The organism is bacterium, from assembly GCA_022616075.1.
Taxonomy (GTDB): Bacteria; Acidobacteriota; HRBIN11; order JAKEFK01; family JAKEFK01; genus JAKEFK01.
Genome location: JAKEFK010000172.1, coordinates 1 through 15,515 on the forward strand (window position 1 = coordinate 1; position 15,515 = coordinate 15,515).

General features: G+C 49.4%; 15 protein-coding genes. 10 read left to right on the top strand and 5 right to left on the bottom strand.

Going from position 1 to position 15,515, the window contains the following annotated elements; translation table 11 throughout:
- A partial coding sequence (locus L0156_13600) for a hypothetical protein (protein ID MCI0604031.1) occupies positions 1 to 197 on the bottom strand: 197 nt, incomplete at its 3' end.
- A gap of 89 nt (positions 198 to 286) precedes the next feature.
- On the opposite strand from L0156_13600, the gene L0156_13605 reads away from it, so the two are divergent.
- Complete coding sequence (locus L0156_13605; protein ID MCI0604032.1) at positions 287 to 1,153, top strand: hypothetical protein; 867 nt, start codon at positions 287 to 289, stop codon at positions 1,151 to 1,153.
- Positions 1,154 to 1,215: 62 nt separating this feature from the next.
- On the opposite strand, the gene L0156_13610 is transcribed toward L0156_13605, so the two are convergent.
- Positions 1,216 to 2,037: an ABC transporter substrate-binding protein gene (locus L0156_13610; protein ID MCI0604033.1), complete on the bottom strand. Its 822-nt coding sequence runs from the start codon at positions 2,035 to 2,037 to the stop codon at positions 1,216 to 1,218.
- Between the two features lie 4 nt (positions 2,038 to 2,041).
- Positions 2,042 to 3,055, bottom strand: a complete 1,014-nt coding sequence (gene aroF, locus L0156_13615; protein ID MCI0604034.1) for a 3-deoxy-7-phosphoheptulonate synthase — start codon at positions 3,053 to 3,055, stop codon at positions 2,042 to 2,044.
- A gap of 213 nt (positions 3,056 to 3,268) precedes the next feature.
- On the opposite strand from aroF, the gene L0156_13620 reads away from it, so the two are divergent.
- Genes L0156_13620 through mnmA form a run of 3 tightly spaced genes read left to right on the top strand, consistent with a single transcriptional unit; the run spans position 3,269 to position 6,151 of the window.
- Positions 3,269 to 4,396: a cysteine desulfurase gene (locus L0156_13620; protein ID MCI0604035.1), complete on the top strand. Its 1,128-nt coding sequence runs from the start codon at positions 3,269 to 3,271 to the stop codon at positions 4,394 to 4,396.
- Positions 4,393 to 5,040 (top strand): zinc-ribbon domain-containing protein, encoded by a 648-nt coding sequence (locus L0156_13625; GenBank protein ID MCI0604036.1) that lies wholly within the window; start codon positions 4,393 to 4,395, stop codon positions 5,038 to 5,040. Before L0156_13620 ends, L0156_13625 begins: the two co-directional genes overlap by 4 nt.
- A 40-nt stretch (positions 5,041 to 5,080) precedes the next feature.
- Positions 5,081 to 6,151 carry a tRNA 2-thiouridine(34) synthase MnmA gene (gene mnmA, locus L0156_13630; protein ID MCI0604037.1) on the top strand — a complete coding sequence of 357 codons (1,071 nt, stop codon included), beginning with the start codon at positions 5,081 to 5,083 and terminating at the stop codon, positions 6,149 to 6,151.
- A gap of 4 nt (positions 6,152 to 6,155) precedes the next feature.
- Here mnmA and L0156_13635 read toward each other — a convergent pair whose 3' ends face one another.
- The gene (locus L0156_13635) at positions 6,156 to 7,508 is read right to left on the bottom strand and encodes a phosphomannomutase/phosphoglucomutase (GenBank protein ID MCI0604038.1); all 1,353 of its coding nucleotides are present in this window, start codon (positions 7,506 to 7,508) and stop codon (positions 6,156 to 6,158) included.
- A gap of 59 nt (positions 7,509 to 7,567) precedes the next feature.
- Here L0156_13635 and L0156_13640 point away from each other — a divergent pair, with 59 nt between their 5' ends.
- Positions 7,568 to 10,090 carry a cation-translocating P-type ATPase gene (locus tag L0156_13640; GenBank protein MCI0604039.1) on the top strand — a complete coding sequence of 841 codons (2,523 nt, stop codon included), beginning with the start codon at positions 7,568 to 7,570 and terminating at the stop codon, positions 10,088 to 10,090.
- Between the two features lie 52 nt (positions 10,091 to 10,142).
- Here the strand turns inward: L0156_13640 and L0156_13645 are convergent, their stop codons facing one another.
- Entirely contained in the window at positions 10,143 to 10,988 is an 846-nt protein-coding gene (locus tag L0156_13645; protein ID MCI0604040.1) for an amidohydrolase family protein, read from the bottom strand.
- Between the two features lie 114 nt (positions 10,989 to 11,102).
- Here L0156_13645 and L0156_13650 point away from each other — a divergent pair, with 114 nt between their 5' ends.
- From L0156_13650 to L0156_13670, 5 genes are all read left to right on the top strand, one after another.
- A complete protein-coding gene (locus tag L0156_13650; protein MCI0604041.1) occupies positions 11,103 to 11,993 on the top strand; it encodes a hypothetical protein in 891 nt (296 codons plus the stop codon).
- A gap of 209 nt (positions 11,994 to 12,202) precedes the next feature.
- Positions 12,203 to 13,354 (top strand): flagellar assembly protein T N-terminal domain-containing protein, encoded by a 1,152-nt coding sequence (locus L0156_13655; protein MCI0604042.1) that lies wholly within the window; start codon positions 12,203 to 12,205, stop codon positions 13,352 to 13,354.
- Complete coding sequence (locus tag L0156_13660) at positions 13,355 to 13,966, top strand: porin family protein (GenBank protein MCI0604043.1); 612 nt, start codon at positions 13,355 to 13,357, stop codon at positions 13,964 to 13,966.
- A gap of 117 nt (positions 13,967 to 14,083) precedes the next feature.
- The gene (locus L0156_13665) at positions 14,084 to 14,974 is read left to right on the top strand and encodes a hypothetical protein (GenBank protein ID MCI0604044.1); all 891 of its coding nucleotides are present in this window, start codon (positions 14,084 to 14,086) and stop codon (positions 14,972 to 14,974) included.
- 61 nt (positions 14,975 to 15,035) lie between these two features.
- Positions 15,036 to 15,515 (top strand): CDP-alcohol phosphatidyltransferase family protein (locus tag L0156_13670; protein ID MCI0604045.1); only part of this gene is annotated, 480 nt, incomplete at its 3' end.

Genomic DNA, 15,515 nt, shown 5'->3' on the forward strand with positions numbered 1-15,515 from the left:
AACTGGATTCCCTGGCGCGCAATGTTGTCGATATTAGGTGTCGGCGCCGCTTCCGGATTGTAACAGCTCAGGTAGTCGGGCCGTTGCGTGTCAATTGTGATCAGGATTATGTTGTAACTACGATAGGAAAAATAAACGTGAACCAGAATACCAATTGCGAGCGCTACCAGGGCAAAAATCAAGAGTTTCTTCATCATTCGATGCCTGACAAAAGGCATTCATCTTAAACGTATTTTATTGCGATTTCAATATTTAAAGCTAATATTGGGACTTTTAAGGAGATATTATGAAAAAGGCAGCGCTGATTCTTCTTCTATTTTTGCCGCTGGCGGGCAATCCCGCCACGGATGATTTTCGAAAGTACTGGTATCAGGGGAAAGGGGAGTTGACCAGGTACAACCTGGAACAGGCCCGTTACGGCGAAATCCACAAAGGTGATGCCGTATTGATTTTTGTGACCGAGCCCTTCCTAACAGACAAACAGGTGAAGCTGGATTCAGGAAAATCTTCTTCCGCAATCTCTGTTTTGAAATTGAATCTGACGAAAAAATTCTATACGGGAATTTATCCCTATTCATTGATGACCTCCGTTTTTTCGCCGGTTGATTATCAAAAGCAACGGACTCTCAAAGTAACTTCTTCCACACAGGAATGGTGCGGACATACGTATAGCCAGTTGAATTTTAGGAACAACGGTTATCAGGCCTTGATGCGCTCCTATTTTCAAGAGGAAGCCGATCAAAATCTGTCATTGAAAGGAACCTGGTTGGAGGATGAGATCTGGACCCGCATTCGTCTTGCGCCGGAGACTTTGCCGGTGGGCGACGTTGAACTGATTCCTGCTCTTCAATTCGTCAGACTAGGCCATGTCGATCTGAAGGTGGAGCCGGCCACTGCGCAGCGCGAACGGGATGGAAAGCTGGAAACCTATACTGTGCAGTACAAGAATCTCAAGAGGACGCTTACCATCCGGTATGACGCAGCTTTTCCGCATGCTATTCAATCGTGGGAAGAAAAGACGCCGGGCGGTTTTGGTCCAAACGCCGCGATGCTTACAACTCGCGCGGTGAAAACACACAGTATCCTTTTGGATTACTGGAACAAGCATAATGTTGCGGACGCGCCCTATAGGAAGAAACTTGGATTGAATTAGCTAAGTAGCGCGGGCATCCCGCCGGCGAAAGCTTCGCAGACGAGACGTCCGCGCTACTTTGTTCAAATAATCTCGATGTTAGGAGCGGGAATCAAACCCTGAGAATGGCCTTCCGTGAGCAGTTTGCGTATGGCTTCCGTTCCTCTGTCTCCCAGATCGCGCGTGAAATGATTCACATACATTCCTACAAAGCGGTCGGCAAGCTTTAGCTCGGTATTTCTTGCGTATTTGATCGCGTACTTCATAGCTTCTTCACGATGCTCGAGTCCGAAATCGATGCTTTGCTTCATGTAATCCGAAATCTGCCGGCATAATTCACTTCCCAGATCTTTGCGCACTCCGTTCACACCGAGTGGCAAAGGAAGGGAGGTTTTGTCGTACCACCAACGTCCCAGATCGAGAACTTTTGCAAAGCCAAGTTTCGAGTAGGTTAATTGGCCTTCGTGGATGATGAGTCCCGCATCTGCATTCCCCGTTTGCACTGCATCGAAGATTTTGTCAAACGGAACGATTTCGTATTGAAAACCTCCTAAGCAGAGTTGAAGAGCGAGAAATGCCGTGGTCAATTCTCCCGGGATTGCGATCTTCTTCGCGCGCAGTTGTTCAAGCGAAAGCTGCTCGCGCGATACAACGATCGGACCATACTTTTCGCCGATGCTTGCGCCATGCCGCAGCAAGGCATACTCCGAAGCGACGTGCGCGTAAGCATGAACGGACAGCGCAGTCACTTCGAGCTTCTTTTCAAGTGCCCACCGGTTCAAAGTTTCAATGTCGCGAAGGATGTGCTGGAATTCCAGGCTCCCGGTGTTCAGCTTATCGTGAGCCAACGCATAAAACATGAAAGCGTCATCCGCATCCGGGCTGTGTCCAACTTGTATCTTCATTGCTCTACAGAAGAGTTTTGCCAAGCAAAGGAGCCATTTCACGCAGCGTTTTCTGGAGCTCTTCAAACGCTTGAAAATCGATGCTCTGCGGTCCATCGCTTTTTGCCGCCTCCGCCTGATGATGTACTTCAATCAAAAGTCCATCTGCGCCTGCGGCCAGGGAAGCGCGGGAAAGGGGCAGAATCAAACTTCGTTTTCCCGAAGCATGACTCGGATCGACGAAAATCGGCAAGTGGGATAGTTGCTGAATCAACGGCACTGCGCTGATATCCAGCGTATTGCGGGTCGCTTTTTCGAAAGTCCTAATTCCACGCTCGCAAAGGATGACCTGAGAATTGCCTGCCTGGAGAATATACTCGGCTGCTAACAAGAATTCATCGAGCGTAGCATTCATTCCTCTCTTCAAAAGTACCGGTTTCGATTGTTTTCCTGCGGTCTTCAGCAACTGAAAATTTTGCATGTTGCGAGTCCCGATTTGAATCACGTCCGCGTATTCGGCGACAACCGGAACGTGACCGGAGGAGACTGCTTCTGTAACGACTTTCATGCGAAACTGATCCGCCGCCTTGCGAATAAAACGCAATCCTTCTTCTTCCAGACCCTGAAAAGCATAAGGGGAAGTGCGAGGCTTGAAGGCTCCGCCGCGTAGAAATTGAACGCCGGCGCGTGAAAGCTGCCTTGCAATCCCAGTAATTTGTTCCTCCGACTCCACGGCGCAAGGCCCCGCAATCATTACAAAATGTTTCTCCCGAATCACAATATCCCCGACCGTGATAATTGCCTCCTGCGTGGATGGATCGCGTTTCACGAGTTCATAAGGGGGAGTGATGCGAAAGACGTCCAGCACACCGGGTTGGCTCAAGAAGAAATCTTTGGAAAGGAGCGTCTGCTTGCTGTAAATGCGGAGGATTGGTTCCCCATTCCAAATCACCTGAAACTCACAGCCCAGGTCACGCAATTTTTGCGTTAGTTGCTCCGTTTCTGCGGCAGTAATATCCTTCTTAAGTATTACAATCATTGAGGGTTAGCCCTGTGGAGAAATAAGCGTTATGATAACAGTTTCGGTTGACCACGACAAGTGCAACGATTATTATCTGCAATGCAATGAACATCGATTCCCCTCCCTTATGAAGGGAGGAGCTAGGAGAGGGTTGGAGACAAAATCAACTCCCAACCTCCTCCTTACCCCCTCCTTCATAAGGAGGGGGATTCTTTGTGCACGTTTAATATCATGAAGCCCAGAATTTATCTCGATTACAACGCTTCGACTCCGCTCGATCCGCGTATCGCTCGCGAGATGGCGGAGAAAATGAATGTGTTTGGGAATCCATCCAGCGTGCATGCAGAAGGCAGGGAATCCCGTGCTCTGGTGGATGAAGCTCGCGTCCATGTGGGCCGTCTTCTCAACTGTAATCACAGGCAAATCTTGTTTACGTCCGGTGGAACCGAAGCGAACAATCTTGCAATCATGGGCACTGCTCGTGCGAATCAAGACCGTGGTAAGCACATCATCACTTCTGCGATCGAGCATTCCTCGGTTAAGAATGTATGCGGGGAACTGGCGCGCGAAGGATATGAAATTACTTATGTACATCCCCGCTCAAATGGCGTCATTGATTCCAACGATGTCGCGGTCGCAATGCGCGAAGACACGATCTTGATCACGATCATGCTTGCAAATAATGAAATCGGTACGATCCAGCCGGTTCAACAAATATGCTCGCTGGCCAGAGCGCGTGGAATCCCGGTTCATACTGATGCAGTTCAGGCGGTTGGGAAAATACCTGTGGATGTGGAAGCTCTCGGATGCGACCTGTTGAGCATTTCCGCGCATAAAATTTACGGGCCAAAGGGAGTGGGCGCACTTTATTTCAGTGAATCGATTTCCTTAACACCTCAGATAAGGGGTGGCAGCCATGAAAAAGGATTGCGGGCGGGAACCGAAAATGTTGCAGGGATTCATGCGCTCGGGTTTGCTGCGAAGATTTTGGTGGAGGAAGGTCTACCGGAGCTCTTGCCTTTACGGCAGAGATTAGAAGCAGGACTCGCGCGAACTTCGATGAAAATACTTTGTGAAGATGCTCCCCGTTTGCCGAATACGGTGAATTTTTATGCGCCGAATTGGCCGGGTGAATCCCTGGTGATGGCATTTGATCTGGAAGGGATTGCGGTGAGTAACGGTTCCGCGTGTTCCGCAGGAGTGATCGAACCATCTCATGTAATTTCAGCTTTAGGGTATAATGACGTCATTGCACGTAGTGTGATCCGTGTAAGCTTGGGAAAATTTACAAAGCCCGAAGAGATTGATGTGCTTCTTCGCGTAATTCAAGGTCTGGAAGGAGGGGGTGTGGGTTTATGATCATTTCGTGTACGTCTTGCGGGACGAAATATAAGTACGATGAAACCAAGCTGGAAGGTGTCATCAGTAAGAAAGTAAGATGTCCCAAATGCAAGACGGTCATCGAAGTATTTAACCCGATCACTGAGGCTAAGAGGCCCTTCCCGGATGTTGATCCGTTGGAGCAGACCCATTCTTCGGCGCAGCAACGGAAGAAAGCTCCTGCTGCCGCTAGACCGGCACTGGTGACACAACCGATGAGCGAAGAGGAAATGCAGGGGCCCCGCACAGCGCAGGTGAATCGCGAATCGGCGATAGCGGAAGCTATGGCCGGTGATCATGATGATTACCTGAAGATGCCGGAGTCCCGGAGATTTTCTTTAGCGGTGATTCAGGGCTTTAATGCGGGTGAAATTTTTGCGATAACAAAACCAAAAATGGTGGTTGGTCGCAGTGATGCAGACATCATTGTCAAGGATCTTGAAGCTTCGCGGCAGCACGCGCGTCTCGATGTAATGGGAGACCGTGTGATTTTGCGCGATCTTAGCAGCACCAATGGCACATTTGTAAACGAACAACGGATCACAACTATGACTCTGGAGAATCAGCAGGAATTCCGGATCGGCACAACCATCTTCATGCTGATCATCACGGACGTCGAATAAATAATACTTCTTTGCGCCTTGGCGTCTTTGCGTTAAAAACATGAACAGAATTCTCGTTGCTATGAGCGGCGGCGTTGACAGCGCCGTAACCGCGGCTTTGCTGAAGGAGCAGGGTTACGATATCGTTGGAATGACGATGCACTTATGGGATTACTCTGCCCGCAAGTCGCGTCATGCCGGACGCTGCTGCGCTTCAGAAGACATCGAAGATGCCCGCCGTGTCGCTCATCATTTGCAGATCCCTTATTATGCAATTAATTTGCAGCATGAATTTTACCGGCAGGTGGTTCAGCCTTTCATGGACGACTACATCACCGGCAGGACTCCTTCCCCTTGCGTCAATTGCAACAGCGGGTTGAAGTTTACGGAGCTTGTTCGAGTGGCCGATAAACTGCGTGCTTTGCATGTCGCAACCGGTCACTACGCTCGCGTCGAACTGAATCAGAAAACCGGACGTTACCAGATCCGAAAGGCAAAAGATCTGAACAAGGACCAGTCCTATTTCCTGTTTAATCTAACGCAGCAGCAGTTGTCCCGCGCCATGTTTCCACTGGGTGATCTGACGAAGACGGAAGTTCGTGAGCTTGCGCGCAGGCACAACTTGCCAGTCGCGCAAAAGCCGGAAAGCCAGCAACTCTGTTTCTTGCAGGGGGAACCCCAGGGCGTTTTCATTCAAAAGCGAATTCCAAACATTGCGCGCGAAGGCTCCATGATAGACGCAGGGGGAAATGTGGTGGCATCGCACGAAGGCGTGCACCATTTCACGATTGGTCAGAGGCGGCACCTGGGCGTGGCTGCGGGAGTCCCACAGTATGTGATTGCACTCGATCATACGAATAATGTAGTACGAATCGGTTCGAATGAAGAATTGATGACAGACTCCATGAGAGTGGACCGGGTCAATTGGATCAGCATGGAAGCCCCCCAGGACAAGATTCGCGCAAATGTGCGGATCCGGTATAAGCATGAAGAGAGTCCTGCAAATGTCACTCCCGCGAACTCCGGGTATGTTGTGCAGTTTGATCAGGACCAGCGCGCCATCACTCCAGGCCAGGCCGCCGTGTTCTATCAGGATGATTTACTTCTCGGCGGTGGCTGGATTAGCTCTTAAAATTCTAGAGTTTTTGGCGCACCACGGACTCCACTTGGTCACGGATTTCCTTTAACCGCGCCGGAGTATCCGCTTCGAAGCGCAGGACCAGCGCAGGCTGTGTGTTGGATGCGCGTACCAGCCCCCAGCCGTCACCAAAGTTCACTCGCACACCATCGACGTCAATGATTGGATGCGTCTTTTGATAATGTTCTTTGACCGCTTCCACAACCCGGAATTTCGATTCATCCGGACAATCCACGCGAATCTCAGGAGTCGTATATGTCCTGGGCACATCTTTCAGGAATTCAGATAAAGGCATTTTGGTTTCTGACAGAATCCGCAGCATGCGGGTAGCCGCATAAATGGCATCGTCATAACCGTAGTATTCATCAGCAAAAAACAGGTGGCCGCTCATTTCGCCCGCCAGAACCGCTCCGGTCTCTTTCATCTTCCCTTTGATCAATGAATGACCGGCTTTCCACATGAGCGGCGTGCCCCCCGATTTTCGGATTTCCGGTTCCAGCACTTTGGAGCATTTCACTTCGTAGATGATGGTTCCTTCCTTGCGGCGTTTGAGAGTATCGCGCGCAAAAATCAAAAGCAGCTGATCTCCCCATAAAATTTGCCCCTTCTCATCGACCACTCCAAGGCGATCGGAATCACCATCAAATGCGAGTCCGACTTGCGCTTTTTCACGCTTTACTGTTTCGATCAAATCCTTCAAATTCTCTTCAATAGTCGGATCGGGATGATGATTCGGGAAAGTCCCATCCGGCGTGCAGTAGAGCTCGCTCACTTCGCAACCTAGCGAACGGATTAGATCAGGAACTACCAGCGCGGCCGTTCCATTACCGGCATCCACAACGCAACTTACCGGAGAATCAATCTTGATACTTTTCCTGACGAAATCCTTGTACCGCTCAATGATGTCATCCACTGCACTCGCAGTGCCCTTACCGGAAATAAAATCATCACTCTCCATCAGCGAACGAATTTTCTGAATCTCCTGACCGTAAATGGTTTCGCGGCCGATGCACAATTTAAAACCATTGAATTCGGATGGATTGTGACTGGCGGTGATCATGACGCCGCCATCCACTGGCAGCTGAAAGAGCGAAAAATAAAGGAGTGGAGTCGCCAACACACCGATATCCACGACATCACAACCTGTGGACAACAAGCCTCTCGTTAGAATTTCGTTGAAATGATCTGCGCTTGGGCGAACGTCTCGACCTACCGCGAGCGTTCTCCTGTTGAGTCTCTTAGCATAGGTTCCGAAGGCTTTTCCAAAAGCCAGCACCACTTCATCGGTGAGTTCGGAATCCACCAGGCCTCGCACATCATATTCTCTAAAAATGTTTCGACTGACACGCATAAGGTCATTAAGAATAGCTGAAATTGAATATTTTTTGTATACATTTGTCAGAACAACTTATGGACTCTACCTATGATGGTCTCACAGAAAAAGAAGCAGCGGATCAACTGAAGGAAGCAGGGTATAACGAGCTTCCTTCAGCCAAACCGAAAGGTTTGCATCAGATCATTCTGGAAGTCGTCAGTGAGCCGATGTTCCTGCTGCTGGTTGCGGGCGGCATCATTTATTTGATTCTTGGAGATTTCAGTGAAGCGATCCTGCTGCTGGCATCTGTTTTTGTCATTCTTGGCATCACTTTTTATCAGGAACGGAAAACGGAGAGAGCGCTCGAAACCTTGCGGGATCTGTCCAGTCCTCGCGCGCTTGTGATTCGGGATGCACAGGAGAAACGGATCGCAGGGAGAGAAGTTGTGCCCGGAGACATCATCCTGTTGAAAGAAGGTGATCGTGTACCCGCAGACGCTTTCGTGCTTGCGGCCCACGATCTTTCTGTGGATGAATCATTGCTTACGGGTGAGTCCGTTCCGGTTCGGAAATCAAACTGGGATGAGAAGACTGAATTCGGAAGACCGGGCGGCGATGACCTTCCCTTTGTTTACTCCGGAACCCTGGTCGTACAAGGACAGGGGACTGCAAAAGTGCATGCAACCGGAATGCTAACGGAAATGGGGAAAATCGGCAGAGCTCTGGAGAGCGTTGAGAGCGAACCGTCCGCTCTGCAAAAAGAGACCAGAAGGATTGTTCGCGTTCTGGCCGTTGTCGGGCTAAGCATTTCTGCTCTCGTCGTTTTGCTTCACGGTTTTTTTCGAAGCGGGTGGTTGAATGGCTTGCTGGCCGGCATCACGATTTCGATGTCTTTGCTTCCGGAAGAATTTCCTGTTGTGCTGACTGTTTTCCTTGCGCTAGGTGCGTGGAGAATTTCTCAAAAACACGTGCTGACGCGGAAAATTCCTGCGGTGGAAAACCTGGGCGCGGCAACGGTTTTATGCGTGGACAAAACCGGAACTCTCACTTTCAACAAAATGGTCGTAAAGAAACTGTCAGCCGGAGATGAGTTCTTCGATGTGGATCCGGCGAAGAAAGAGCTTCCGGAAAAGTTTCACGAAATTGTAGAGTACAGCATTCTCGCGAGTGAACTGAAACCGTTTGATCCGATGGAAAAGGCTTTTCATCAACTGGGAAATCACTATCTTGCTGAAACAGACCATATTCATAGAGATTGGGAACTGGTTCATGAATACTCGCTTTCGCCCGAGCTTCTTTCGCTGACGCACGTTTGGAAATCGCCGCAGAATGAAGACTACATCGTTGCTGCGAAAGGTGCCCCGGAAGCGATCGCGCGATTGTGCAGGTTTTCGAAGGAACAAAAGGAAAAATTGGAAAAGAGAGTTGCCGGTATGGCTGATGAAGGTTTGCGCGTTCTTGCAATTGCACGCTCGAGCTACAAAGGCTCGGAGTGGCCGGAAACCCAGGAAGGATTCGATTTTCAATTCGTTGGATTGGCCGGCCTTTTGGATCCTGTGCGTCCCACAGTTCCCGATGCCATCCAGGAATGCTACGACGCAGGTATTCGTGTTGTGATGATCACAGGAGACTATGCAGGGACGGCGCGCGCGATCGCAAAACAAATCCACCTGATGCCGCTGGATCCGATTTTAACGGGAGCTGATCTAGAAAAACAGGAGAATCCGGAACTGGAAAATCAGATTCAACGGGTGAATATCTATGCGCGGGTGGTGCCTGAACAAAAACTTCGACTCGTGATGTCGCTGAAAAAATCGGGACAGATTGTGGCGATGACAGGAGACGGAGTGAACGATGCGCCGGCGCTCAAGGCTGCGGACATCGGCATAGCCATGGGAGAACGTGGCACAGATGTGGCTCGTGAAGCAGCCGCGCTCGTGCTTTTGAATGACGATTTTGAGTCAATCGTTGCGGCTATCAGAATGGGGCGGCGCATTTTCGACAATCTGCAAAAAGCGATGACCTACATTGCCGCAATCCATGTTCCGATCGCCGGCGTCGCGCTCTTTCCATTACTCGTCAACTGGCCGTTGATCCTCACACCGGTTCACATTGTGTTTTTAGAATTGATCATTGATCCAACTTGTTCGATTGCATTTGAAGCAGAACCGGAAGAAACGGACGTCATGAAAAGGCCGCCACGCAAACCGGGAGAAGCTCTATTGAGCAAACAACGGCTTTTGATTAGCTTCTTGCAGGGAGGCAGTGTTCTCGTCATCACTCTCATTTTATTCTGGTGGGCGCTCAATCTCGGGATTCAGGAATACACTGCTCGCGCTATGGCGTTTACAACTTTGATCATTGGCAACCTTAGCTTGATTTTTACCAATCGATCGCATTCGCGGAGCATGATCGCGGCTCTTGCGATGAAGAATCGGGCACTCTGGATTGTGAGCGTACTGGCGCTCTTGATTCTGGCATCAACTCTCTACGTGCCGTTTCTCAGCAAACTCTTCCGTTTTGCCACTCCGGACCCGGCTCAATTGTTTTGGAGTGTTGCCGCAGGCGTCGCCAGCATCCTCTGGTTCGAACTGTGGAAAAGTGTTAAAGCGAAGTAGCGCGGACGTCTCGTCTGCGAAATCCGCAGGCGGGACGCCCGCGCTACTTTGTTTAGAAGATCTTCATAGCGTTTTGTTTGCAGATCTTCAAGAGAGCAGTATCGGATAGCGGCAATTCCCTGAATTTTTCGTAGTTGTCGCGCATGCTTGGCACCATGGGAGCGGGCCAGTCTGTGCCAAAAAGCACTTTATCCGATAGTTCTTCCAGCCGGGGAAAATATTCCAGCACTTTTGAAGGAGGAATACTTGAGATGTCCATATAAACATTTGGAAAACGCCGAACCAGGAAAATGCAAGTATCCATCCAGATTGGACGCCCACCGTGAGCGAGGATGATTTTCAGACGCGGGAAATCGACCGCAATATCGTCGAGGTAGATCGGGTCCGCAAAACGGTTGCGCGCGCCGACGAATATCGAAGTTCCCGTATGAAACATTACGGGAACCCCTTTCTCCTCGCAGCGCTGATAAAGATACCGGAGCGACTCGTTTCCATTCAAATAGTCGTTGGGGAATACGGTTTGATGCGATGGATGAATTTTTATTCCGGCAAGATTTAACTTGCCAAGCAATTCATCGATGCGATTCTCCTGTCCTGTCTTTTGTTCTGCATGGATCGAACCGAAAGCTATCAAACGGAATGGATCCTGTTTGGAGAAATCCGAGATGAATTCATTTACCTCTTCCGTGAATCCCATAATGTCCGGGCTGACGTAATTGATCAGAGCGGCCCTTTCTACTCCCTGATCATCCATATGCTTGAGAAATTCAACGGGCGAATCCATCACGCGTTCGATCACGTCGAGATCCTTGCGGCTCTTCCGCATCCGTTCCAGGATCTGCGGCTTCAGCATCCTCCACGGCTGGACATGTACGTGTGCGTCAATAAAAGTTTCCATAGCTCTCTTTAACGCAGAGACGCAGAGAGAAAAGGAAAAAATCTTTTCTCTGCGTTCCCTGCGACTCCGCGACTCTGCGTTAAATTCTATCGCAATTTTGCAGTTGAACTATGGATGCCGGTTGCAGTAAGATTCATAACACTTTTCTTGTTTATGAATCCTGAAAGGATTTTGACAAAAGCGCAAACCTGGAAGCGCAAATCTCATCGCTTATCACTGGATCTGCGGTTAAAATCCGTTGCAGAAGCCGGAGCATTTTTACGTGAGCATGGTGTAGTACTATGGAATGCTAAGGCAGAGCTTCCGAATCTCCTGGATGCGATCATCGGGCGTGTAGCCAACGGACAGGAACGCGTCTACGGGAAACCCGCTGAAAACTGTTATCGATGGCGCGAGCAGATTATGGTCCATCCGGATTTCTTAGAATGCCGGTTCTTTTCTAAACTGTCCACCGTCCTTCACCAGGATCTGTGGCCCTACGTTACTGTTTTTGCGCGCGCGAACCGCAAGAAAGCCGAAGAAGGGGAACGGATGTCCAGAGAAGTTCGAAGAATCATGACATTCTTAAACCGGGAAGGTCCCACACGCACGGATCTTCTCCGGAAGGCTTTGAGATTTACCACTCCCGAACAGGGTCGAATGTTCCACCGGGCCAAAAGAGACCTGCAAAATCATCTGGTGGTGCTGGGAAAAGAAGATGATAGCTCGAAAGTTCATACGCACGCGGAGATCCTGGATTTCTGGGAAAACTGCATGCCGAAAAGTGTGCGCACGAAAGCCGATCAAATCGATGAAATGGGAGGGCGGCTGAAACTCCTTGCGACCACTCTGCAAAGCTCTGTCTTGAGCAGTGAAAAACGGATTCCGAACTGGTTTGCCTGGTGCGACGGCGGTGTCGAGGAATCGCTGGAAAAATTGTTGGCGAAAAAAGACTTTTTGCGCGTGCAACATAAAAAAGAGTCCTGGATCATTCCCCGGAAAGTTCTGGATTCAAAAAACCCTTGAACCGAAGGTTGGGGCGCTGTATTTCTCGCCCTTATAAAGGGGGAGACTGAAGAGGAGGTTGTCTTAGTTGGAACGTTTCCCAACCTCCCCTTTACTCCCCTCCTTCACAAGGGGGAAAGCCAAGAAACGCACCAATATCGACACCCTTGAACCTTTGAACCCTTGAACCTTTCTGCTATAGTAATTCTTTTACTGGAGACAGTCTCAAATTGAAAAAAACAATCTTATTTTGCGGAATTCTCTTTCTTTTCACGGGGCTGATCTTTGCCCAGGACACAAAGACGGTCGTTTCAGAAGGTGTCGCGAATCTTGGTTCGGATCGCGCTGCGGCACGGGACAAAGCCATCGAAGACGCATTGCGCAGGGCTGTCGAGCAGGCCGTTGGCACGATGGTGGAATCGGAAACGAGTATTGAAGATTACAAGTTGTTAAGCGATCGGATTTATTCGCAATCCGCCGGCTACGTCAAGAAGTACGAGGTGATTTCTGAAAATGCCGATGGCGGTTTGCTTCGTGTGCGAATACAGGCGGAAGTGGATTCCGGATACCTGAACAACGATCTTGCAGCAATTGGACTTCTTCACCGTCGCATGAAGTATCCGCGTGTCGTAGTCATGATCGCTGAAGATAACATCCTGCGAACGAATTACTGGGAACAGGTGTATTCGCTGAGCAATTCTCAGAGTGAAGCAGTCGTGATTGCGCGACTAAAAGGGAAGGGATTCAACGTTGTTGATCCCGGCTCGCTTCGCAAGTCGGTTTCCGGCAAGGAAGCGCAAGCTGCGTGGCAGGGCAATTATCAAGTTGCAGGCGGAATCGGTAAAAAAACCGGAGCAGAGATCGCAATTATCGGGCAGGCAATCTCTACACGCGCGGCAAGCAATATTTACGGATCCGACATGCTTTCCATGAGCACAACCATCAATGTGCAGGCGGTAAAGTCCGGAACGGGTGAAATCATCGCACAGGCATCCGGTCAGGGTACTGCAGCTCATATCAATGAAGTGATGGCGTTGCAGGAAAGCATGAAAAAGGCTTCGGACAAAGTTGCGGACGCCATCATCGGTGGAATCTTGCAAACCTGGGAAAAGGAATCGAGCGGCACTCGCACGCTTGCTCTGGAAATTCACGACATCACAAAGACCGAGCTGGACCGTTTGAAAGTCGCCCTCGAAAAGTTGCGTGGCGTAACCGAGGTGATTGTTCGTGAGTTCTCGGATGGCGATGCCGACATCAACCTAGTGGCCAAAACGGATGCGCAGGAACTTTCAGATTCAATTTCAAAAGCAAAGTTTTCCGGGTTCCGGTTGACACTTTTGGAATCATCCACGGATCGACTCGAATACAGGGTAACTCACTAAGTGAACCGCGTTCCCATTCTCGTTTTTACGTTGCTCCTATTCCTGGCTGCCCCACCTCTTTTTGCTCAAAAATCTGAAATCACTTTGTATGCGGGCGGTTTTTTTGGCGATAGCTTCATTATTCGACCGGCTCCCATTTTTGAGGACATCGAAGCAGTCTTTGATGATGATGTCACCGTTGGTTTTCGGTATGCATATTATTTTCATCCACATCTGGCATTGGAGGGTGGAATCGGCTTTACGCCAGCTAGCATTCTGGCCAGCGGAAACGTCTCTGGCGGTTCTGATGTAAACGCAATTTTTGATGTGGATACATACGTCTTGCAAGGCAATATTCTTTACCGTTTTACGCAGGGCTCCGTGGTACCATACGTTACTGCAGGAATTGGAGCCGTTCATTTCGACATCAACACGGCGCGTTTTGGTTTCCTGACGCCATCGGAAACCGATTTTGCATTGAATGCCGGTGGCGGGTTAAAATTCCGTCTGCACGAAGAGTATTTTTTCCGTCTGGATGGTAGAGTGTATTGGATGGATCCCGAATTTGCGGAGGAGGATTCTGCTACCTTCGCAGAAATTACGGGTGGAATTTCCGTCTTGTTTGATTTTTGAGAAGAAGAAAACCGCCAAAGTGCCAAAACGCCAAGGTAGAATAAAAGAATATTCTTCTTGTCTTGGCGACTTGGCGTCTTGGCGGTTTAAAAGAAAGAATTTTTGGGAGGGAATATCATGAAACGGTTTATCAGCTTAACCATTCTTTTAGTAATGATGGGTCTTCTGGCGAGTGCCTCGGTAGCAGATGCTGCAGGCAAGAAAATCCGCATTGCTGTTGTGAATTTTGCGAATAACAGCACGTGGCATTGGTGGGGTGATCGTTTAGGAGAAGCTGCGAATGATGAATTTGTAACACAGCTCGTTCAATCGGGCGCGTTCAGTGTAATTGAGAGACAGCAACTTCAAACAGTTTTGGCTGAACAAGGACTGGGTGCGTCTGGAGCGGTGACGCCCTCCACGGCTCCGAAAATCGGTAAGTTGCTCGGTGTGCAATTGCTATTCACCGGATCCATTACCGCCTTTAGTATCAAGACAACGAAAGCCGGGTTTGGTGGTATTGGCGGATCGTTTACAAAAGCAGAATCGAAACTGGATGTGAGGATGATCGATACGACAACCGGTGAAATTCTCCTGGTTGCAACCGGCAAAGGGGACAAGAAAATGGGCGGTGTCGGAATCAAAGGTTTCGATTTTGAACAAAACTATGATGAAGGTGTTGCACACGAGGCGTTGCGTCCGGCGATTGAGCAAGTGACGCAGCAGGTGCTCGCTCAGAAGGACAAGCTTGCAAACCTGGCTCCTGCCGCCGGCGCGGGAAAGGTTTTACAGGTAAAAAGCCCGACACAAATCTACATTGATGGCGGCCAGGAAGGTGGACTTAATGTGGGTGATACTTTTGCGGTCTATCGTGTGACTGAAGAGATTAAAGATGAAGATGGCAATGTGTTGGATTCTGTGACCGAAAAAGTCGGGGAAATTGTTGTGACAAAAGTCCTGACTAAGTCCGCAATTGCGGAATCTCGCAGCGGAAAGATCCAACAAGGGGACCAATATCGCAAAGAATGAATTGTTTTGATTTAACGGAGGGCGGCCGTTTCTGGCCGCCTTTTTTGTTCTTTGATTCACTATGCGCTTAACAATTGCAACGAAAATCACCCTCCTCCGGTTTGTGTTGGTGCCCTTTGTCGCAATGGGTATCCTTTATCACAGATATGGTTTAACGTTGCTGATCTTTTTGATCTCCGGCATCAGCGATCTGGTGGATGGATTGATCGCGCGAAAACTCGGTCAAAAGACAAAACTCGGCGCGCTCCTGGACCCGATGGCGGATAAGCTTTTACTCTCCACATCGTTTTTGTTGCTCACTTTGCCCGCATCGAAACTCCATGTCGCCATTCCCATCTGGCTGACGGTAATGGTTTTTGCGCGGGACATCATGATTGTTGTCGGAGCGGTAGCCATCGCATTAATAACTGGTTTTACGAAATTTGATCCAACGTTTTATGGAAAAGCCAGCACATTGGTTCAGATCCTCACCGTGCTCGGAGTGTTGATTGTGAATTATCTGGAAGCGGATAAAATTTACGTGCAATGGCTTTTCTATATG

Excerpts from the sequence above, each read along its gene's own strand:
- L0156_13605 (MCI0604032.1), top strand. The coding sequence starts at position 287 with ATGAAAAAGGCAGCGCTGATTCTTCTTCTATTTTTGCCGCTGGCGGGC.
- L0156_13610 (MCI0604033.1), bottom strand. The coding sequence starts at position 2,037 with ATGAAGATACAAGTTGGACACAGCCCGGATGCGGATGACGCTTTCATG.
- aroF (MCI0604034.1), bottom strand. The coding sequence starts at position 3,055 with ATGATTGTAATACTTAAGAAGGATATTACTGCCGCAGAAACGGAGCAA.
- L0156_13620 (MCI0604035.1), top strand. The coding sequence starts at position 3,269 with ATGAAGCCCAGAATTTATCTCGATTACAACGCTTCGACTCCGCTCGAT.
- L0156_13625 (MCI0604036.1), top strand. The coding sequence starts at position 4,393 with ATGATCATTTCGTGTACGTCTTGCGGGACGAAATATAAGTACGATGAA.
- mnmA (MCI0604037.1), top strand. The coding sequence starts at position 5,081 with ATGAACAGAATTCTCGTTGCTATGAGCGGCGGCGTTGACAGCGCCGTA.
- L0156_13635 (MCI0604038.1), bottom strand. The coding sequence starts at position 7,508 with ATGCGTGTCAGTCGAAACATTTTTAGAGAATATGATGTGCGAGGCCTG.
- L0156_13640 (MCI0604039.1), top strand. The coding sequence starts at position 7,568 with ATGGACTCTACCTATGATGGTCTCACAGAAAAAGAAGCAGCGGATCAA.
- L0156_13645 (MCI0604040.1), bottom strand. The coding sequence starts at position 10,988 with ATGGAAACTTTTATTGACGCACACGTACATGTCCAGCCGTGGAGGATG.
- L0156_13650 (MCI0604041.1), top strand. The coding sequence starts at position 11,103 with ATGCCGGTTGCAGTAAGATTCATAACACTTTTCTTGTTTATGAATCCT.
- L0156_13665 (MCI0604044.1), top strand. The coding sequence starts at position 14,084 with ATGAAACGGTTTATCAGCTTAACCATTCTTTTAGTAATGATGGGTCTT.